The sequence below is a fragment of the Cytobacillus gottheilii genome, assembly GCF_018582665.1.
Classification (GTDB): Bacteria; Bacillota; Bacilli; order Bacillales; family Cytobacillaceae; genus Cytobacillus; species Cytobacillus gottheilii.
The window spans coordinates 2,697,189-2,716,523 of sequence record NZ_CP071709.1 but is presented as its reverse complement, the minus strand read 5'-3'; the positions used below and the strand labels follow the sequence as shown (position 1 = coordinate 2,716,523).

Below are 19,335 nucleotides of genomic sequence, written 5' to 3'. Positions count from 1 at the left end.
TGATTTAGAAAAAGATAGGTGAGAACATTGAAAAAGCAAATAGTGCTGTTAGGATTGCTAAGTGTCCTTTTAGCAGGCTGCAGCCAATTGGACGGTTATTTAGAAAAAATTCCTTTTATAGGGAACGCGAGTGAAAATGATTCACAAAATGAAACTGAACCTGTGCAAAATGACGACAAGAATCCTGAAGAAGAAGTTAAAAATGAACCGCAGAAAGATACCGATGCAGAAAAATCAGATAATGAAGAACCAACAAAGCAAGAAGATCAATTGGTGCTGGAAGCTTCATTCTTTAATGATATTAAGGTTGTCGATGGGAAAAATTTCATTCAAAATCCAGAGAATGTAATGGCATTAGTGAACAAGGAATATTATTATATTGCAAAATATACTCCCGCTGATCTTGTAAGACCAAACGTGGCGTTTTCTTTTGGAGATCAGGATATCGAAAAAAGCTATATGCGAAAGGAAGCAGCGCTGGCTTTAGAGAAGATGTTTTCACAAGCAAAAAAAGAAAAGATAAACCTTTTTGCTGTATCTGGTTATCGGTCTTATGCTAGACAAAACGACCTTTTTAAGGCTGAGGTAGCAAAAGTTGGCGAGGAACTGGCAGCACAAGTAGTTGCATATCCAGGCAGCAGTGAGCATCAATCAGGACTGGCAATGGATATTTCAAGCCAAAGTGCTGACTTCATGCTGTCTGAAGAATTTGCGAATACGGCTGAGGGAAAGTGGCTTGCAAATCATGCACATTCCTTTGGATTTATTTTGCGCTATCCTAAAGGGAAAGAAAGTATAACGGGCTATAGCTTTGAGCCTTGGCATTATCGGTATGTAGGACAAGAAGCAGCCAAAACGATTTTCGAAAATAAGTTAACCTTGGAAGAATACTTTAATTTGGTAAAGAAAATTTGAAGAGTGAATGCTTTCACCTTTTAGCAGTCAGTTTTTGGAATTGTTAACCTGACTCATATTTTGCAATAATAAAGGCTAGAAGGAAGATGTGTTCATACTGCTTGAAATGAATTTTTTATTATCCAATTGTTAAATGAATGGTGTATAATTTGAACAGGTTTTTATAAATGTCTCTTAGTGAAAAAGAATGATTTTTTTGTTAATCACCATGAAAAAATGGTATTCTATTCAAAAGAAGCTTCGTTAGTACCTAACGGTTATGAAAGTGGTGAAGGGTTTGCAAGATGAGAACATAAATCAAGAATCAACAGAGAAGCAATCAAGTTTTATAAAAATGAAGAAATTCCAATTTGTTATGCTGTTATTTATCATTGTCTTTTTGTCTGCTGGCATAACAACTTTTGCTTTGGCATTTGGAGACGAGAAAGCAGTCAGCGTAGGAAATGAAACAAGTCGAAGTGAATTTGATAAATTGTATACGGCCTTTGATACATTAAAGAATGGTTACTTCCAAGAGGTAGAAGATAATACCCTCATTAATGGAGCCATTAATGGGATGCTTGAATCTTTAGATGATCCTTATTCAGATTATATGGATGTTGAAGAAGCTAAGAACTTCCATGAAAGCATTTCTTCTTCTTTTGAAGGCATTGGAGCTGAAATTACTGAACAGGAAGGATCCATTGTAATTGTTTCACCATTAAAAGGATCACCTGCAGAAAAAGCTGGATTAAAACCTAATGATATCGTTTTATCAGTAGATGGAGAAAGTATTCAAGGGATGAGTTCAACAGAAGCAGTTCTGCTGATTCGAGGCGAGAAAGGATCTACGGTGGAGCTTGCCATCCAGCGCCCAGGCACAAATGAGCCGATCACTTTCCCGATTGTTCGTGATACAATTCCGATTGAAACTGTTTATGGAGAAATGATTGATGATGAGATTGCAAAAGTCCAAATCACCTCTTTCTCTGAAAAAACGGGTCAAGAATTAGTGGAGACCTTGAATACCCTTAAAGCCGAAGGGATGAAGGGGCTTGTTCTGGATCTTAGACAGAATCCAGGTGGTCTTCTTGATCAAGCGATTTTAATTTCAAGCTTGTTTGTTCCTGAAGGGGAAATACTATTCCAAATTGAAGATCGTGAAGGCAATCGAGAAGCCATGCAGTCTACTGCACAAGATAACACAGACATGCCGCTAGTTGTTGTTATTGACCAAGGAAGCGCAAGTGCATCGGAAATTTTAGCTGGAGCAGTACAAGAGTCAGCAGATGTCCCGCTTGTTGGCCAGAAATCTTTCGGTAAAGGTACAGTACAGCGTGCACAAGATTTCTCTGATGGATCAAATATGAAGTTCACTACAGAGAAATGGCTGACACCTGAAGGCAATTGGATTCACAAAAAAGGCATCCAGCCAGACTATGAAGTGGCATTGCCAAAATATGCTTCATTGCCATATGTCAGTCCAGATCTTGAATTGAAGCTTTCTTCTTCTTCCACACAAGTCCAATCAGCACAGCAAATGCTTGCTGCATTAGACATTGATCCAGGCAGAACCGATGGATTCTTTGATGAACAAACAGAAACAGCTGTTAAAGAATTTCAAAAGTCTGCTCAGCTTGAAGAAACAGGCATACTTACAGGCCAAACAACACTTAAGCTGATGGAAGAATTAAGAGCACTAATTGATGAAAATGATACTCAAATTTTAAAAGCAACAGAATTATTAAAAGAAAAACTTAATTCGTAAAAATTTGCTCCCCACTATCAGGTGGGGAGTTTATTTATTCTTACCTTGTATTTTAAGCAAAGCCGGAGTCTGTAACTTATGCACGGTTCTGTTACATTATATATGGGCCAAAGTTCTGTATTTAATTGATTACGTATAGAAAAGATCCTTCTGTATCACAATGGTTGTAAAAGGAGAAATTTTTACTCCTAACTTAGAGGTGAGCAGTTATGGAAAAAAGAGTAAGTCTCTTACTATTATTTACGGTGTTAATTTTGTCTGGCTGCTTAAATGCAGATCCATTAGCAGAGAAAGAGTCAGAGCCTATTAACTATTCATCAGATCATAAAAACTTTCTTTTGCTGGGAGTAGATAGCAGAGGGGAAGAGGAATCAAGGTCGGATGCAATCCTTGTTGCCCGCTATGAACCCGATGATCATTCGATGAAAATTGTTTCGCTTATGCGTGACAGCTATGTGAAAATTCCTGACTACCCATTTGAATACAGCAAATTAAATCATGCCTACTATTTAGGCGGTAAAGAGTTGTTAAAGGATACGATCCAAGAAAATTTTGGCATAAAAATTGATCATACGGCTGTAATTGACTTTAATGGTTTTGCTGCTATGATGGACATTCTGGCTCCAGATGGTATAGAGGTGGAAGTTTCACAGCAGCTGATTGATGATATGAAACTTGATGTAACACCAGGCAAACAAAAGCTTAATGGCGAGCAGCTGCTTTCCTATGTTCGCTTTCGTCATGATGCCAAAAGCGACTTTGGAAGAGTAGATCGTCAGCAGGAGGTATTGGTTTCGATTAAAGATCAAGTGATGAAGCAATTTACAACTCCAGAAGGATTAGTAAAATTTCCGGAAATGCTGAAAGAAGTTATGAACTATGTGGAGACGGACTTAAACTTTGAACAAGCATTTTCTATTGGTACTTCCTTCTTGCTTAATCCCATAACGGAAGTTGAAACATTAAGAGTTCCTGTTGCTGACAGCTACGAAAACAAAAGCTACAATCATGCTGGTGCCGTACTCGAAATGAATCTTGAGGAAAATACAGAGGCCTTAAAACAATTCTTCAATGAAGTGAAAAAAGAAGAAATTATGAAGCCAGAATCAAACAAAGAAGAAAACTGATTCATATTTTTGATGAAAAATGATGCAAATGAAATCAGAAGCTAAGTGAATTGTGAAGGAAGCTGGGACATAAGTATTTAGCACCCTAGTGAACCGAATGGTAAGGAAGGTCATCTTTCTAATCATTCGGTTTTTTATTTATAAATATAAAATATATTTTATTTACATGAGTGAAATGGAGCGGAGGGCCCTCGACTCCTGCGGGCTGCAGAGCAAAGGGTGAGACCCCGCAGGAACGAAGTGACGAGGAGGCTCAGCTTGCTCCCCGCGGAAAGCGAGGGTTCGCAGCGCAATGGAACGGTCTTGATTAAATACCAAAACCAAGATATTGAATATTCGTGTTTTAGAAAATATTAATTTCGTTTTGTCCCAGCCTCCTTTTTTCATGTTTTTGCTCATGAGATAAATCATTTGTACGTTTCAGGCAAAACCTTTAAAATAATTATTTAGAGTCTCATAATAAAAATGAATATTGTAAACGAGGTGATTTCTTGAGACAGATTGTTCAATTCGATGAACATATTAGACAGGAAGTTGCTGCAATTGAATGTAAATGGGAAGTCATTGCGAATGAGATTTTTAACATCTACCACCAAAAGTTCATTACGTTTAATGAAGATTTAATTATAGAGGTAATAAGGATTCAAAAAGGCAAAAAAGCAGCACAGGAAGATCTGTTCAGACCTAATTATGAGTCTTTTTTAGAGATTGGTGTCGAAAATGGTGATGAATACTATCCAAACGCTTACATTCCAATATGGAAATGTAAGCAAGAAATGTTTCAAAAGGTTGGTTATCTTACAAGACGTACAATTTCGGATGTAGGAAAAATGCTCCACGAAATGATGAAAGAAATGCTGGAAGAGAGAGCGGAAAATGGTGAACGTTATGAATAAAACAGAAATATATATTCTATCAGGCTTTTTAGGAAGCGGGAAAACAACACTTCTAAAGCAATTGCTGCAGTCAGAAAAAGAAAAGGGAAGAAAAACAGCTGTTATGATGAATGAGCTTGGAAAAGTATCCATTGATTCTGACGCAGTTGATACAGATGTTCCTTTAAAAGAGCTTCTCGACGGCTGTATATGCTGTACGATTCAAGATAAACTGGAGGCACAGCTTCAAAAATTATTAATAGTGGATAAGCCCGAAGTGATTTACATAGAGTCAACTGGTGCAGCTCATCCCATTGAAGTTTTAGATGGAATATTGTCTCCTATTTTTGCAGATCAGTTGCTGGTAAAAGGTATTATCTCTGTGTTAGATGGGCATCTTTGGTTAGAAAGAAACAGATTAAGTCCGCAAATCAGACAGCTTCTTGTCGAACAGGTAAAGCATTCAGACTTACTTCTATTAAATAAAGCAGATCAGCTGACAGAATCACAGCAAGCTCAGCTTGTCTTTGATGTTCAAGGACTCAATCCAAAAGTGCTGGCATTGCTGACCACCTTTTCAAAAGTACCAATGGAAAAGGTTAGAAACTTATCTGCCGGTAAAAAAGGAGCAAATGAAACGGCTCATGTAGTTCAAGATTTAAACTTAAGCACTTTTGTATACACATTTAAACAGCCTGTCCATCGAGAAGATTTTATGAGCTTTCTGCATGGACTGCCTGATACTATTTATAGAATGAAAGGATACATTCAGTTTACAAATTCGGTGTATCCTGAGCTTTTTCAGTATTCATATGGCATGCCGATTTTTCTGCCTGAGAACATGAAAATGCGCTTGAATTTGGTATTTATCGGTGAAAATATAGATTGGCATAACCTGAAGTCCCAATTAGAAGCTCTTGAGTCTGCCTAATCTTTAGGTTTTATTGCATGCTAAAAGGGAATGACTCCAATAAAGGAGTTGATCGATATGCCATGGAGCAAAAATGATTATCCAGATGCTATGAAAAATTTAGATCCAGCAGTCCGAAACAAAGCAATTGAGATTGCAAATGCCCTGATTGATGAGGACTATGAGGAAGGGCGAGCCATTCCAATAGCCATTGATAAAGCGAAGGAATGGAAAGAAAACAGAGAATAACTTTATATAATAACGAATAGTCTCTCTAAATTTTAGGGAGACTTTTAATATGAACAAAAATACAACTCACAAATATACATTGATGCTAACTTTTATTTTTCTCTATTTCTTTAGTTTCAACACCATAGAAGTTAAAGCTTCCAAACATGGGATTGGCTATCATATTGAGATGCTTGATTGGGTTGAAGTAAATAAACAGCTCCCGAAATTCAGTAAATTTCATGTTTTGGATACAGAGTCTGGAAGAATGTTCGAAGTGCAGAGAAGAGCAGGATCTAATCATGCTGATGTTCAGCCTTTGACAGCAAAGGATACAAAAATAATGAAGGAAATTTATAATGGCAAGTGGAGCTGGAGAAGAAGATCGATTATTGTGATCACTAAGGATAGGTGGATTGCCGCATCCATGCACGGAATGCCTCATGGTGCTGGTGCATTGCCTAATAATTTTCCAGGTCATTTTTGCATTCACTTTTACGGCAGCACCACTCATCGCACCAACGAGATGGATCTATCCCATAAATTAATGATATTCAAAGCTTCGGGCAGGTTATACCCATATTTAACATTTGCCAATGCTGAAGAAGTGATTCACTCTTATATAACAGGCTTAAAGGAACATGACGAACAAATTGCAGAGTTTATTTCCTTGCAGACAATTAATTGGAACACCGTATTCCCCGAAATTGAAAATGCTAAACTGTCAGCTGTTGAGCTTCCGGAAGAAACCACTGATCTGTCTGACTTAGTATTAGAGGTTCCTGTTAAAATCGAGTGGTATATAAAAGAACATGGAAAACAAATATTTAACGGTAAAATTGTTTTAGTCAGATTTTCAGCAGCTGGTCCGTGGAAGGTAGATTCTCTCCAATTTTTCGAAGATCATAAACAATTGCTGACTGAACCTAAAAAATAAGCTTGAGAGGTATTCTCTCAAGCTTATCTCTTTTCTCCAAAAGCGATAAAAGTCTTTTCATCTTCAACTAAACCACAGGCAGCACATTGAACTTTATGATTTGGACCTTTATACGGAATGTGAAAAGGTGATAGATCATTTGCAGTATATTCCTCAACGGTATCACCTGTAAAAGGATCCAATTTTACTGGTTTTGAAACTTGTTCAATGATATTAAATCTGCTGCGATTTGTTTTACAGTTGGGACAACAATAGGGTGCACTCATTTGTTTTCTCCTTTCAATATCTGCCTCATTTTGCAATGAGCAGAGTAGATAACAACTTTGGGCAAGAAGTTCATTGTGACAAGCAAATAACATAAGAATATGCCTATTTGTCCAATTATTTATTTTGGCTATTCTAATCCTAAGGAACAAGCAAATATAGCTATATCTTATATTTTGCATTTATTCTTTTTTTTATGTGAAAATACTAAGTGGAGTAAAAAAGAATGAAAAGGGAGAAAACCATGAAATATGATTATTTATTGAATCAATACAAAAGTCTATGGCAAAACCGGCAATTGATCACTGAAGAAAATACCCCGGAGCAAGTTTTAAAAAGGACAATTCAGCGTGAGCTGCTAGATGAAAATGCACATCCACGCGTACGCAAGTCCTTATATGAAAAATTCTACCAGGCGATTAAAAGGATTAACGAATCAAGTTTGGTTCCAGAAGATAAAGAAGAGCTTATTTCTATTCATATTTCCCTAATGGAACAATTAAGAAGTAAGAAATAGTTCACAAATTACACACAAAAAAGTCTTATAGTATAGGCATAGAGTGACAAAGGGGAATAGAAAGATGTCAGTATTCAAAGCCTTCTTATACAGTATATCTTTGATCGTTTTCTTATCTTCATGCAGCAATCATACATATAAGCCCGTTCCTTCAGATATTTCATTGGCAGCAACCGTAAATATGAAAAGTATGTCTGTAACATTTATTGATGTAGAAAAACGTGAAATTGCAGCAGAATGGCAGCTTGAAAAACCTTATACAGGCGGAATTGTTTTTCCAGATGGCGATACTTTTTTATTGTATGGAAAAGAGATGGAAACGGCGGATTTGTTTTCTCTGCAAACAGGTGAAAAAAAGACAAGCTGGGACACAGGGAAAGGAATTGTCAATGCTAAGGTAATAAATGATCAAAAAGAAATTGCACTTGTAAATCAAAATAATAGTTCAGTGATTTTTTATGATTTAGATGGAGAGAAGCTTGCAGAAGCAGAAACAGAATCTTCACCGCTCTCGATTGTGGAAAGCGAGGAAGAGGGAGAATTATTTGTTTTAAGTTTTAAAAATGAAACTTTATCTAGAGTGGATTTGAAAACGAAAAAAACAATCGGCGGTTATCCAATACATGGTGCTGCCTCTGGTGCACTTTTATTAGAGGACGGAACTCAGCTTTGGTTAGGGGGGCATGGTGAAGGGGCGACGATTGAAAAGGATATTCATGTGTATAATGCCAGTGACGGAGAGTTTATCAAAAAAATCCCCGCTCCTGTTATGCCAATTAACTTTCTGCAGAATCAGCAATCTATTTTTGTTTTGAGCCACGGTTCAAATCAGCTCTATAAAATGGATCTTGATGGGAATATTATGGAGACAGTCAAAGTTGGAGCAAATCCATTTGAATTGGCTTTAACGTCAGAACATACACTTCTTGTTGCCGGTTATGACAGCAATGATCTTTCATTTATCAATCCTGAAAATTTAGAGGAAGAAGATAAAATTGAAGTAGGCAATGGCCCATTTAAAATTGTATTGAGGGAGAAGACAGAATGAGCAGCATTACCGTTTTAATCATTGATGATGAAGCTGATATGAGGCATCTAACCGAAATGTATCTTGCAAATTCAGGCTTTTTATGTGTTTCTGCCGGCAGCGGCACGGAAGCTTATGAAGTGATGGAGAAGCGAAAAATTGATTTAATTATTCTTGATATCATGATGCCTGGTGAAGATGGCTATATGGTCTGTGCCAATTTAAGAAAAAAATATAATACCCCTATCATATTTCTATCCGCTAAAGGTGAAGAGTGGGATAAAGTTAAAGCCCTCCAATTAGGCGGGGATGATTATATCGTTAAACCGCTTAGTCCTGGAGAACTCGTTGCTAGAATTCATGCAGTATTAAGGAGAACTGGTCTCTCTAAGCAGGAATCAGCTATTAACACGATTGGAAGAATCAGCTTAGATAAAAAAGCACGAAAAGTAATGGTTGATCAGCGAACGGTTAACCTTACTTTAAAAGAGTTTGAACTGCTGCTTTTTTTTATGGATCACCGCAATCAGGCTCTTTCAAGAGAACAGCTTCTTGAGCATGTTTGGGGAATAGACTATGAAGGCAGTTTGCGAACAGTAGATACACACGTAAAAACACTTAGGATGAAACTGCAGGAAGGCGATTATATTGAAACGGTTTGGGGTGTTGGATATAAGCTGGAGGTTCCTTCTGCATGAAGCATTTAACCAATACACTGGCAAAAAAACTTTGGCTCACTGTTACAGCAGCCATTCTGATTACTATTCTATATTCCTATTTTCTTTCTTATTTATTCTATGAAAAACTTTATGTAGAGGATATTGAAGAATCTTTGTTTGAAGAAGGAATGGCCCTTGCTGAGGACTATGAAGGCGGACCTTTAACAACGGAGCTTAAGGAACAGGTAGAGTGGTATAACACGAAATCAGACTCTGAGATTTTTATTGTCAGTAATCCAAGGGAATTAAGTGCTTGTTTGCCGTTTGATATTGATTACGAAACATTAATTGGCGAAGCTGAACGTGAAGAGCTGCTGCAGGGGAATGCAGTTTTTAAAGAAGGGTTTGAGGAACGCTTTGACCGAAACATTATGGGTGTTATCATTCCTCTTCTTGATCAAGACCGTTTAGAAGGAATTATTTATATTTATTTGCCATTAGCCAAAATTACAGAAATCACACAAGACTTTGCTTACCTCTGGATGATTGCTTCCTTTCTATTTCTGATTGTTGCTTTAGGTACAGGTGCATGGCTGGTTAAAAGACTAACAAAGCCGCTATTAGATATGAAGCAGGCTGCCGATTCGGTTTCAAAAGGAGACTATGGTGTGCATCTGAACATTCAATCTAAGGATGAAATTGGGGAGCTTGCATTTGCCTTTAACCATATGGCTGATTCAATAAGACGTGAGGATGAAAGAAAGAGGGAGTTTCTTGCAAATGTTTCTCATGAATTAAGAACTCCTATTTCTTATGTTAAAGGTTATAGTGATGCATTAATGACAAATATGGTTACTTCTGAGGAAGATAGAATTAGATATTTACATTTAATTCATCGCGAATCTGGAAGAATGGAAAGACTGGTTGGAGATTTATTAGATCTTTCGAAGCTGGAAACAGATGAATATCGATTAGAAAAGATGCCTCTGCCGCTTGCTCAATTAATTGAAGATGCACTTCAAAAATACGGTTCAACTCTTAAAGAAAAGAAATTATCCTTAATGAAGAATCTGGATCCTGACATTATTATTAATGGTGACGAAGGGCGAATAGAACAAGTGATTCAAAACATAATGGATAATGCTATTCGATATACAAATGAAGGCGGAATTTCAATTTCTTTATATGCCGCAAAAAATGGCTGCTGTATAGAAGTGACTGATACTGGATTAGGAATTCCTCAGGAAGACTTAGAAAAGGTAAAGCAGCGCTTTTATCGTGTCAATAAGGCTAGAACGCGGAGTGATGGAGGAACAGGGCTTGGCTTGGCTATTGCAGAGAAGCTTGTACAGCTTCATGGCGGTGAACTATTGATTTCGAGCAAAGTAAATGAAGGAACTACCGTAAAAGTATTGCTGCCAGTCATCTAATAGAGAATTACACAAAGCTTGTCTTTAATAGGCAAGCTTTGTTACATATGTGTAATAAACGTAACGGCAGATCCTCTCCTAAAAACCTGTCAATGCTCATTTCTTAGTATATAATTGGTATTCTCATAAGCTCATTGCCAATTTAGTATAATAGAACCTTAGAATAATTAACCAGCAGAGTTTGAGAAAAACATAGATGGCTATTATGTTTTACTCATTGCTTCAAATGAATATCACTATTTATGATCTATCAATATACCTATTTGTTAAATCCTCCCTCAATTATTACGGAAAAACCCGTGGTATGATGATTCTGCAAGCAAGACAGCACAAAAAACTTTACAGATATCAGGGAGGAAACAAATAGATGAATAAAAAAATGATTTTTTCAGTCGCAGCAGCAGCAACACTATTAATGTCAGCACCTGGAATCAATAAAGCAGATGCTGCTTCACCAGTTCAAGCAAAAGTAGAATCAAAAGTGTATCACTATCAAGCTAGTAATGTGAACTTTGAACAGATCAATAGCATTCTTCAAAAATATATGAAAAACTACTATAATTTAGACTTAAATGCATTGCTGCAAAAAACAGCTATTCAGCAGCAGGCTAAACAAGAAACGGCAGTAAAAACACCAGTACAAACAGAAAAGCCAAAAACAGAAGCGCCGGCAAAAGCACCAGTACAAACTGAAAAGCCAAAAGCAGAAGCACCGGCAAAAGCGCCAGTACAAGCTGAAAAGCCAAAAACAGAAGCACCAGTAAAAGCACCAGTGCAAACTGAAAAGCCAAAAACAGAAGCTCCAGCAAAAGCACCAGTGCAAACTGAAAAACCGAAAGCTGAAACAACTGCTCCAACAGCAAATACACAAACAAAAGCACCAGCTCAATCAAACACAGCTACTCAAGCAAAATCTCAAGTATCTGCATTCGAACAGCAAGTACTTGATTTAACAAATGCTGAGCGTGCAAAGTATGGTGTACCTGCTCTTAAGCTTGATACAGAACTTAGCAAGGTAGCGCGTGAAAAGTCAAATGATATGAAAGCAAAAGGTTACTTTGACCATAATAGCCCAACATATGGTTCACCGTTTGATATGATGAAGCAGTTTGGCATTAGCTATAAAACTGCAGGTGAAAACATTGCTATGGGTCAGCGTTCACCACAAGAAGTAGTTACTGCATGGATGAACAGTGAAGGACACCGTAAAAACATCTTAAATGCAAACTTCACACATCTTGGTGTAGGTCATCTTGCAGATGGAAATTATTGGACTCAAATGTTTATCGGAAAATAATTTTGTGATAAAGAGCAGCCAGCTGGCTGCTCTTTATTTTTTTTTGTAATGTAATCACTCATGTTTAGTAAACTCTATTTCAGTAAATTGAGCTTGAGCATTTTTAGGTAATTTTATTTCAAGAATGCCATCCTGATAATTAGCCTTTGATCCTTTCCGTTTTACAGCTGCTGGCAAAGTAATGGTTGTTTTATCCTCATAAGCAGGGATTGCCTCAATAATCATTTGATTTGATGTATGATATAACTTCATTTGATGAAGCCAGCCTTCATCTTCTATAAATACTTTTACATAAACATCGTCATGGGTATCAAAGACGGAAGCATTCAGTTTTGCGGATGTCTGATTATTTTTAGACTCGGCATTTTCAGGGTTAAGACCGCCGAAAATATCATTGAAGTTTGGCATGCCATTTGATTGCTGGGGAAATACATTTCCCATTATATTATGAACATATTTATTTATTTCTTCCGGTTTCATTTTTTTAAAATCCTGGAAGTTATTTTTCATTTCTTTATTAAAAGGGAATAAGTTCCACGGAAACATCACAATCATCCTTTCAACAGAGCAAAACAATTAAATGGGTAAGAATGAATTCATGACTATATTGAGAAAACAATATTACGTTAACATGAAAGCTAGCATGAGTTATATACATGATAATCTATGCATTTGTACCACTTTTTGTACTTTAATGTGCTGTAATTTTTTTCATTTTAACGTTTTTGTTGCATATATGAATGGTACTAACTAGTATAATGATAATAGGTCTGTACAATAAAAAACAAAACGAGGTAATTATTTGTGGGAATAAGAACTGCTTTAATTACAGGAGGAGCAACTGGAATCGGTAAGATGACAGCATATAAACTCGCACAAGAGGGAATTAATCTCGTGATTAATTATCGTCACAGTCAGAAAGAAGCGGAAGAACTTTGTCAGCATTTAACAAAAGAATTTGGAACCAATAATATTTGCATCCGAGGAGATATAACGAACAGTGATGACTGCGAATTTCTTATTAGCGAAGCATTAAAAAAATGTGAATATATTGATATTATTATTCATAATGCTGGTCCCTACATACATGAGCGAAAAAGGATGACAGAATACACATTAGATGAATGGAGATACCTTGTAGACGGCAATTTAAATGCAGTATTTTATTTATCAAAATTAGTCATTCCTAAAATGAGAGCTCAACAATGGGGACGTATTATCACCATAGGATTTGACCGTGCTGAAGCTTCTTCAGGATGGATCTACAGATCGGCTTTCGCGGCGAGTAAATCGGCTGTTGCTTCATTAACAAAAACATTGGCAATGGAAGAAGCTCAATATGGCATAACAGCAAACATGATATCACCTGGTGATATTGTGGGCGAATGGAAAGAGAAAGAGATAGAGAATGCCATTCATGTGGATGATAAAGATACACCAGTCGGAAGACCGGGAACGGGAGAGGACATTGCAAGATTAATTAGCTTTTTAGTTGAAGACAAATCCAGTTTCATTACTGGGAGCATCATACCAGTAACTGGGGGAAAAGATGTTTTGGGGAAAATACATAAATTATAGACAGAATAGTCATATATTTCAGGAGCGAGGCGAAAATTGAGCAGCAGAAAAAAGCACCTGAGACGATCGTCTCAGGGTGCTTTTTTTCTTTATATTTATGCTTCTAACAAATGTGAGCTATCTTCAACAATAGCAGTATTTGTTCTTAGGACATGTAATGTATACAAATCCTTTGGAATTTCGTACAAATTATAGGTAGCTCCATTGGCATTTAATTGCTGTAATAATGATTTTCTTGTTTCATTTGCTTTTACAACATAAGGCAGTTTTTCAGCGGCTTTCTGAGAACGGATATTTTCTACCCGTATTCGCATATAAATGGTTTCAATGCCTAATTCATAAAATAATTCCTCGAAAAATGCATCTTTAGCCAATTTGTTATAACCTTTTCCGTGATATTCTTTGCCAAGCCAAGTGCCTAAGAAACCAGCATTTTCTTGAATATCAAAAAGATTAATTGTGCCGATTGGAGAACCCCACTCATCAAGAATGGTGCGTGATATAAGTTCACCGCGTTCTTCAGCTTCAATCGTTTGTTTGGTTAAAAATAAAAATTCATCATCAGAGTATGCTTTTTGGCGCACGAAAGGGAAGACATCTGGATGCGTCATTAATTCGTACAAATCATGGCAATCTTGAAGATCGCGTTTCTTAAGCATGGGGGGTCCCTCCAAACTGAGGACAGTCCTTCTCCACGTCAAATAGAGAATCCGGTCCACCCTCGAAATTTTTTGTAAATGTTGCTAAAAAATTTCGGGGTGGGAATCGAACCCACTAGAACCAGTTTTACTGGTGGCGCACCATTTGCCTTCCCTATATACTACTGCTTTTTATATACAAACAAAAATGTATAATTGCTCCCTTTTTAAGATCAGTCGTCTCTGTATTTTCATTACTATCGTATAATACTAAAAAAAATCGAAAAAGGGAATAGATTTTTTTCTTATTTTTTTCATCATTTTTTGGCATATTTCTACATTGTTTATGAAGTGGGATTTTGGCGAAATTTGTGCTTTATTATAAACATGGTAGTCAAAAGTTAATGATAAATGATTTCGCCGTTTATCATTGTCCAGATCGGTTTAGCAGAAAAATGGAAGGGATGAGAGCTCCATAATACAAGATCTGCATCTTTGCTCTGTTCAATGCTTCCGAGTTTATGGTCTATTTTCAAATTGCGTGCGGGAAGGATCGTGATTCCTTCTAAAGCTTTTTGCTCAGATAATCCTTCTCTAACTGCTACGGCAGCACAAACATTTAAATATTGTATAGGTGTATAGGGATGATCTGTTGTAATGGATACTTCAACCTGCCGCTGTGCTAACTCTTGATACGTATTCCATGTTTTATTTTTTAATTCAATTTTAGATTTTCTTGTTAAGGTCGGTCCAACAGAAACTTTTAAAGCTCGATTTTTAAGCTCATCTGCTATTAAATGGCCTTCCGTACAATGTTCAATTCGTAAATCAAGGTTGAATTCTTCAGCAAAACGCAATGCTGAAATAATATCATCTGCACGATGGGCATGCACCCTTACAGGGATCTCTCCTTTAAGAGCTTGAATGAGAGGACGATAACGGATATCTTCTGGATGATCGGTATAAAAAGCAGAATAAAAGGCTTCACGCAGCATACCCATTATGCCCATTCTTGTAATAGATTCTTTGTTTCCATGACTATGCATTCTTTTGGGGTTCTCACCTAAAGCAACCTTTAATCCTGCTGTTTCTTGAACGAGCATTTTTTGTATGTTTTTTCCATGAGTTTTAATGACTGAGGTTGTACCCCCAATGACGTTGGCGCTTCCTGGCATAATATGAACCGTTGTGATCCCATATTTAATTGCATCAGAAAATGCTGGATCTAATGGGTAGACACCATCCATAGCACGAATATGCGGAGTTAGCGGTTCAATTGTTTCATTTGCATCATTGCCTGCCCAGCCTGTGCCTTCATCATATAACCCTAAGTGTGTGTGAACATCAATAAATCCGGGAAACAATGGACGGTTACCACATTCAATTACTGTACAATCCTCTGATATAGGAATACTTGGAGCAAGCTTGCTGATTATTCCATCAGAAACATACACATCTCCTAAAAAAGGTGATCTTGTAATGGGATTAATGTAAGCATTCTTCAGTAATATCTTTTTTGTCATATTTTCACCCTTTTATCTAAACAATGAACAATGAGCAGAATATGAAGAAGAGTACTGTCCATATATAACTTCTATTCTCCTGCTTGATCTTGTTTTATAAAATGTTAAGCCTTATTCTTATATGCCGATGGTTCTTATTAAGAAGATATGGCAATCGGCGCTCATTCGTATATGTGTATTTGATCAAAATACTCCAGTTACCTGCAGCAGGACGACCGTCAAACCTAATATCCAAACATAAACGGCAAATACCTTTAACGATTTCTTTTTTAGAAAATTAATCATCCAAACAACAGCAAAATAGCCAAACAGAGCGGATGACAGGGTAGCAATTAATAAACTGCCAAGAGAAACAGCTTCTATATGTCCATTTACCATATCGCCAAACTTCATCACAATTCCGCCGGCAATAACAGGAATGGAAAGCAGAAAGGAAAAATAGGCGGCTGTTTCGCGATCAAGTTTCCGAAATAGACCAGCAGCGATTGTCAGTCCGGAACGGGAAACAGCAGGAAATATAGCAGCTGCCTGAAAGGAACCAATAAAAATGGCATCGCCATATGAGAGATCATGCATTTGTTTCGCTCCCTTCTTAACAGAGTCGGCCATCCATAAAATAAAGCCAGTAAAAATAAACTCCCAGCCTATAGTTACGCCAGTTTTTGAAATACTCTCGAACAAATCATTAAATGCAATTCCGATGATAACGGCAGGAATCGTACCGACGATCAGGAGCATGGAGAGCTTTCCAAATGGCTTTTTGATAATCTGAAGCAGTTCGTTTTTATAAACTACAATAACGGCTAATAACGTTCCGATATGAAGCATAGTATCTAAAAAAAGCCCAGCCTCGTCCAAGCCAAATAAATGTCTTCCTATATAGAGGTGTCCTGTACTTGATATTGGAATAAATTCAGTTAATCCTTGGATAATTCCTAATATAAAAGCCTCAATTTTTGATAACAAAACCATCACCCTTTGAAAGATATAATATAGTGTTTTAAAATATAGCCTAAGGAATTACGGCCTTGTTTCATTTTATTCAGGTTGTCCAAATCAAGAACCCTAAAAAATACAATGAAACTTTTAGAGAGCTGGTACGTAAAATAAGATAAGAGGAAAATAACGATTAAATGAATAGGAGCGTTAAAATGAATTTAGATAAAATGGGAAGTCCTTCACAAGATGAAAGGTTAATCGCAGCCGCCATTTATGTGACGAGCTTTTTTTCAGCCTTTCTTGGACCACTGATTATTTGGCTATTAAAGAAAGATTCTTCTGCATTTGTTGATCATCACGGAAGAGAGTATTTGAACTTCTTTATTTCTTACAGTGTTTATTCCATCATCAGTGTTGTATTAATGATCGTATTAATTGGATTTGTAACCATTTGGATAATTGGTGTCTTAGCCTTTGTTTTCACTATTATCGCTGCCATCAAAGCCTTTGAAGGAAAAGGATACCGCATCCCATTAGTGTTTCGAATTTTATAATGCATAGCAGCCCCGGAGGAGATTCCTTCCGGGGCTTTTTCGTGTTTTTTAAAGTTTTTATAGTTTGTAAAGATTTTTTGAACGATTTCTGAACTTATTCGTCTTATCTGTACTGAAGGTGCTTCAGCCAATAGCAGGCACAGGTTGCTTGTCATTTTTACTGCTAAAGCCGGCGTATAAGCGCAAAAGTAAAAAATATGAACTGGGAGGAACAGCATGGAAGCTTTAGATGAAATCAATTGGGCGTTACTGCTGCCATTTTTTATTTTGCAAGGTATTCTTTTAATCCTTGCCCTTATTGATATTTGCAGGAATAAACAACTGAATGGCCCTAAATGGATGTGGATCCTTATTGTACTTGTTGGGAATATTTTAGGTTCCATTCTTTATTTTATATTTGGAAGGAGGCAAAATAGATGATCACATTGAGAGCTGAAAACCTAAAGAAGAAGTATTCAAAAAAGGAAGTCATAAAAGGAATTCAGTTTGATCTTCCAGCGAATACATGTATTGCTTTATTAGGGGCAAATGGTGCTGGAAAAACGACCGTTCTCCAAATGCTGGCTGGAATCATTCACCCAACTGAAGGGCAAATAATTGTAAACGGTTCAGCATCTATTAAAAAAAGAAGAACTGCCATAGGGTATTTACCTCAAAATCCAGCTTTTTTTGATTGGATGACAGGTTTGGAATACCTCATATACAGTACTAGACTAACAGGTGCAACCAAAAAGGCTGCTTATGATAGAGCACTAAGTTTACTTGAAACTGTAGGTCTTGGTGATGCAGTCAATAACAGAATAGCTCAATATTCAGGGGGAATGCGCCAAAGGTTAGGGATCGCACAGGCCATTACGCATCAGCCGGATATATTGCTGCTCGATGAGCCGGTTTCCGCATTGGATCCGGTTGGAAGAAGAGAGGTTCTCACCTTATTTCAGCAGCTGAAAAAACATACAACTGTGTTTTATTCTACACATATATTACATGACGCTGAGGAAGTCAGTGATGAAATTATCTTTCTTGATAGAGGGCAGATTGTAGAGGGAGGCTCATTGCAGTCTTTAAAGAAGAAATATAAGAAAAATAAACTATCAATTGTGTTTGAGGAAGATATTCAGATTGTTATGGCCCAATTACGATCTGCATTTCCAGACTTTAAAATGGAAAGTGAAGGACAAATAATTCATATTTTCTCAGAGGATTGTTATGCAGCACAGCAATTATTAATGAAGGAAGTATTAGCAAGAAATTGGCGAACGCTTAAATTTGAAATAAGCAGCACTAGTTTGGAAGAAATGTTTTTAAAGGTGGCTGATCAAAAGTGAAACAATGGCGATTATTTGCAGAAAAAGAATGGCTTGAAATGTGGAGAAGCTATAAATGGGTTTGGATGCCAATTGTCTTTATACTGATTGGTGTACAGCAGCCCCTATCACTCTATTTTTTGCCGGATATTATTAATTCTGCTGGAAATCTTCCTGAGGGAACAGTGATTGAAATTCCGACACCCTCTGCTGAAGAAGTGTTTGCAGCTTCCATTGGGCAATATAATACTCTTGGCATCTTAACAGTTGTTCTGGCTTTTATGGGGATGATTTCAGCTGAACGGAAGAATGGAAGCGCAGGGATGATCCTGGCAAAACCAGTATCGAGATCAGCTTATATTTTAGCAAAATGGTTTAGTTCAGCATTGCTATTATTATATTCAGTTTTGTGCGGTTATTTTGCCACATGGTATTATACAGGGAATTTATTTGCTTTTATTCCACTTAAGGATTTTATTGAGTCGCTCTCTTTATATAGCTTATGGCTCTTGTTTATTTTATCACTCCTGCTGTTTTTTAATAGTATCTTTAAATCTCAGGGAATGATTGCGTTTATTGTCTTTGCTATAGTAATTTTTATTAGTATGGTGAGCAGTGTGATTCCAGAAGGGTTATCCTGGAATCCATCCTTATTAAGCTCCTATTCAGGCTTAGTCCTGGAAAATGAACCATTTCCCAGCGGTTTTTACAGCGTTTTAACTATTACTGTTATTAGTATCTTTATTTTTATAGGTTCTTCGATATTTATCTTTTCAAAAAGAGAACTTGTGTAAGCATTTAAACGGCAGTAGAATTTTATTTTTATATAATTTTTAGCGGATTCTATCATGAAAATAAAAGGT

General features: G+C 36.8%; 22 protein-coding genes. 17 read left to right on the top strand and 5 right to left on the bottom strand.

What is annotated here, in order from left to right:
• Positions 1-27: 27 nt before the first annotated feature.
• The 7 genes from J1899_RS22635 (at position 28) to J1899_RS13370 (ending at position 6,739) form a co-directional block, all read left to right on the top strand.
• Positions 28-915 (top strand): M15 family metallopeptidase, encoded by an 888-nt coding sequence (locus tag J1899_RS22635; protein WP_246586484.1) that lies wholly within the window; start codon positions 28-30, stop codon positions 913-915.
• Positions 916-1,249: 334 nt separating this feature from the next.
• Entirely contained in the window at positions 1,250-2,662 is a 1,413-nt protein-coding gene (locus J1899_RS13395; RefSeq protein WP_484840050.1) for a lmo1851 family serine protease, read from the top strand.
• A 209-nt stretch (positions 2,663-2,871) separates the two neighbouring features.
• The gene (locus J1899_RS13390; RefSeq protein ID WP_214474432.1) at positions 2,872-3,789 is read left to right on the top strand and encodes an LCP family protein; all 918 of its coding nucleotides are present in this window, start codon (positions 2,872-2,874) and stop codon (positions 3,787-3,789) included.
• Between the two features lie 491 nt (positions 3,790-4,280).
• Positions 4,281-4,685: a hypothetical protein gene (locus J1899_RS13385; RefSeq protein WP_214474430.1), complete on the top strand. Its 405-nt coding sequence runs from the start codon at positions 4,281-4,283 to the stop codon at positions 4,683-4,685.
• Complete coding sequence (locus J1899_RS13380; protein WP_214474429.1) at positions 4,678-5,595, top strand: CobW family GTP-binding protein; 918 nt, start codon at positions 4,678-4,680, stop codon at positions 5,593-5,595. The genes J1899_RS13385 and J1899_RS13380 overlap by 8 nt, the downstream gene beginning before the upstream one ends.
• Before the next feature lie 57 nt (positions 5,596-5,652).
• Positions 5,653-5,823 (top strand): DUF2188 domain-containing protein, encoded by a 171-nt coding sequence (locus tag J1899_RS13375; RefSeq protein ID WP_214474426.1) that lies wholly within the window; start codon positions 5,653-5,655, stop codon positions 5,821-5,823.
• A 49-nt stretch (positions 5,824-5,872) separates the two neighbouring features.
• Positions 5,873-6,739: a hypothetical protein gene (locus J1899_RS13370; protein ID WP_246586483.1), complete on the top strand. Its 867-nt coding sequence runs from the start codon at positions 5,873-5,875 to the stop codon at positions 6,737-6,739.
• A 23-nt stretch (positions 6,740-6,762) separates the two neighbouring features.
• Here J1899_RS13370 and J1899_RS13365 read toward each other — a convergent pair whose 3' ends face one another.
• A complete protein-coding gene (locus J1899_RS13365; protein WP_214474424.1) occupies positions 6,763-7,005 on the bottom strand; it encodes a DNA alkylation repair protein in 243 nt (80 codons plus the stop codon).
• Between the two features lie 224 nt (positions 7,006-7,229).
• Here J1899_RS13365 and J1899_RS13360 point away from each other — a divergent pair, with 224 nt between their 5' ends.
• From J1899_RS13360 to J1899_RS13340, 5 genes are all read left to right on the top strand, one after another.
• The gene (locus J1899_RS13360) at positions 7,230-7,520 is read left to right on the top strand and encodes a hypothetical protein (RefSeq protein WP_246586482.1); all 291 of its coding nucleotides are present in this window, start codon (positions 7,230-7,232) and stop codon (positions 7,518-7,520) included.
• 64 nt (positions 7,521-7,584) lie between these two features.
• Complete coding sequence (locus J1899_RS13355) at positions 7,585-8,568, top strand: YncE family protein (protein WP_214474416.1); 984 nt, start codon at positions 7,585-7,587, stop codon at positions 8,566-8,568.
• Complete coding sequence (locus J1899_RS13350) at positions 8,565-9,245, top strand: response regulator transcription factor (protein WP_066444632.1); 681 nt, start codon at positions 8,565-8,567, stop codon at positions 9,243-9,245. The genes J1899_RS13355 and J1899_RS13350 overlap by 4 nt, the downstream gene beginning before the upstream one ends.
• Positions 9,242-10,636, top strand: coding sequence for a sensor histidine kinase (locus J1899_RS13345; RefSeq protein WP_214474414.1), 1,395 nt, complete (start codon positions 9,242-9,244; stop codon positions 10,634-10,636). Before J1899_RS13350 ends, J1899_RS13345 begins: the two co-directional genes overlap by 4 nt.
• 367 nt (positions 10,637-11,003) lie before the next feature.
• A complete protein-coding gene (locus J1899_RS13340) occupies positions 11,004-11,933 on the top strand; it encodes a CAP domain-containing protein (protein ID WP_214474413.1) in 930 nt (309 codons plus the stop codon).
• 54 nt (positions 11,934-11,987) lie between these two features.
• On the opposite strand, the gene J1899_RS13335 is transcribed toward J1899_RS13340, so the two are convergent.
• Positions 11,988-12,413, bottom strand: a complete 426-nt coding sequence (locus J1899_RS13335; protein WP_343216719.1) for an Hsp20 family protein — start codon at positions 12,411-12,413, stop codon at positions 11,988-11,990.
• A 375-nt stretch (positions 12,414-12,788) separates the two neighbouring features.
• Between J1899_RS13335 and J1899_RS13330 the strand changes: the two genes are divergently transcribed.
• Entirely contained in the window at positions 12,789-13,511 is a 723-nt protein-coding gene (locus J1899_RS13330; protein ID WP_066451553.1) for an SDR family oxidoreductase, read from the top strand.
• A 95-nt stretch (positions 13,512-13,606) separates the two neighbouring features.
• On the opposite strand, the gene J1899_RS13325 is transcribed toward J1899_RS13330, so the two are convergent.
• From J1899_RS13325 to J1899_RS13315, 3 genes are all read right to left on the bottom strand, one after another.
• Positions 13,607-14,170 carry a GNAT family N-acetyltransferase gene (locus J1899_RS13325; protein WP_214474402.1) on the bottom strand — a complete coding sequence of 188 codons (564 nt, stop codon included), beginning with the start codon at positions 14,168-14,170 and terminating at the stop codon, positions 13,607-13,609.
• A gap of 380 nt (positions 14,171-14,550) precedes the next feature.
• Positions 14,551-15,672: an amidohydrolase gene (locus tag J1899_RS13320; RefSeq protein ID WP_214474400.1), complete on the bottom strand. Its 1,122-nt coding sequence runs from the start codon at positions 15,670-15,672 to the stop codon at positions 14,551-14,553.
• A 183-nt stretch (positions 15,673-15,855) separates the two neighbouring features.
• A complete protein-coding gene (locus J1899_RS13315; protein ID WP_214474397.1) occupies positions 15,856-16,644 on the bottom strand; it encodes an undecaprenyl-diphosphate phosphatase in 789 nt (262 codons plus the stop codon).
• Between the two features lie 179 nt (positions 16,645-16,823).
• On the opposite strand from J1899_RS13315, the gene J1899_RS13310 reads away from it, so the two are divergent.
• From J1899_RS13310 to J1899_RS13295, 4 genes are all read left to right on the top strand, one after another.
• The gene (locus J1899_RS13310; protein ID WP_214474394.1) at positions 16,824-17,165 is read left to right on the top strand and encodes a DUF4870 domain-containing protein; all 342 of its coding nucleotides are present in this window, start codon (positions 16,824-16,826) and stop codon (positions 17,163-17,165) included.
• A 216-nt stretch (positions 17,166-17,381) separates the two neighbouring features.
• A complete protein-coding gene (locus J1899_RS13305) occupies positions 17,382-17,585 on the top strand; it encodes a PLD nuclease N-terminal domain-containing protein (RefSeq protein ID WP_214474392.1) in 204 nt (67 codons plus the stop codon).
• A complete protein-coding gene (locus J1899_RS13300) occupies positions 17,582-18,493 on the top strand; it encodes an ABC transporter ATP-binding protein (protein ID WP_214474390.1) in 912 nt (303 codons plus the stop codon). The genes J1899_RS13305 and J1899_RS13300 overlap by 4 nt, the downstream gene beginning before the upstream one ends.
• Positions 18,490-19,266, top strand: coding sequence for an ABC transporter permease subunit (locus J1899_RS13295; protein WP_214474389.1), 777 nt, complete (start codon positions 18,490-18,492; stop codon positions 19,264-19,266). Before J1899_RS13300 ends, J1899_RS13295 begins: the two co-directional genes overlap by 4 nt.
• Positions 19,267-19,335: the final 69 nt, after the last annotated feature.

What these genes read in the sequence shown, in the direction of transcription:
- J1899_RS13365 (WP_214474424.1), bottom strand. Translation starts at nt 7,005, where the DNA reads ATGAGTGCACCCTATTGTTGTCCCAACTGTAAAACAAATCGCAGCAGA.
- J1899_RS13330 (WP_066451553.1), top strand. Translation starts at nt 12,789, where the DNA reads ATGACAGCATATAAACTCGCACAAGAGGGAATTAATCTCGTGATTAAT.
- J1899_RS13390 (WP_214474432.1), top strand. Translation starts at nt 2,872, where the DNA reads ATGGAAAAAAGAGTAAGTCTCTTACTATTATTTACGGTGTTAATTTTG.
- J1899_RS13380 (WP_214474429.1), top strand. Translation starts at nt 4,678, where the DNA reads ATGAATAAAACAGAAATATATATTCTATCAGGCTTTTTAGGAAGCGGG.
- J1899_RS13370 (WP_246586483.1), top strand. Translation starts at nt 5,873, where the DNA reads ATGAACAAAAATACAACTCACAAATATACATTGATGCTAACTTTTATT.
- J1899_RS13395 (WP_484840050.1), top strand. Translation starts at nt 1,250, where the DNA reads ATGAAGAAATTCCAATTTGTTATGCTGTTATTTATCATTGTCTTTTTG.
- J1899_RS13355 (WP_214474416.1), top strand. Translation starts at nt 7,585, where the DNA reads ATGTCAGTATTCAAAGCCTTCTTATACAGTATATCTTTGATCGTTTTC.
- J1899_RS13305 (WP_214474392.1), top strand. Translation starts at nt 17,382, where the DNA reads ATGGAAGCTTTAGATGAAATCAATTGGGCGTTACTGCTGCCATTTTTT.
- J1899_RS13310 (WP_214474394.1), top strand. Translation starts at nt 16,824, where the DNA reads ATGAATTTAGATAAAATGGGAAGTCCTTCACAAGATGAAAGGTTAATC.
- J1899_RS13375 (WP_214474426.1), top strand. Translation starts at nt 5,653, where the DNA reads ATGCCATGGAGCAAAAATGATTATCCAGATGCTATGAAAAATTTAGAT.
- J1899_RS13335 (WP_343216719.1), bottom strand. Translation starts at nt 12,413, where the DNA reads ATGAAACCGGAAGAAATAAATAAATATGTTCATAATATAATGGGAAAT.
- J1899_RS13360 (WP_246586482.1), top strand. Translation starts at nt 7,230, where the DNA reads ATGAAAAGGGAGAAAACCATGAAATATGATTATTTATTGAATCAATAC.
- J1899_RS13340 (WP_214474413.1), top strand. Translation starts at nt 11,004, where the DNA reads ATGAATAAAAAAATGATTTTTTCAGTCGCAGCAGCAGCAACACTATTA.
- J1899_RS13315 (WP_214474397.1), bottom strand. Translation starts at nt 16,644, where the DNA reads ATGGTTTTGTTATCAAAAATTGAGGCTTTTATATTAGGAATTATCCAA.
- J1899_RS13350 (WP_066444632.1), top strand. Translation starts at nt 8,565, where the DNA reads ATGAGCAGCATTACCGTTTTAATCATTGATGATGAAGCTGATATGAGG.
- J1899_RS13300 (WP_214474390.1), top strand. Translation starts at nt 17,582, where the DNA reads ATGATCACATTGAGAGCTGAAAACCTAAAGAAGAAGTATTCAAAAAAG.
- J1899_RS13345 (WP_214474414.1), top strand. Translation starts at nt 9,242, where the DNA reads ATGAAGCATTTAACCAATACACTGGCAAAAAAACTTTGGCTCACTGTT.
- J1899_RS13320 (WP_214474400.1), bottom strand. Translation starts at nt 15,672, where the DNA reads ATGACAAAAAAGATATTACTGAAGAATGCTTACATTAATCCCATTACA.
- J1899_RS13325 (WP_214474402.1), bottom strand. Translation starts at nt 14,170, where the DNA reads ATGCTTAAGAAACGCGATCTTCAAGATTGCCATGATTTGTACGAATTA.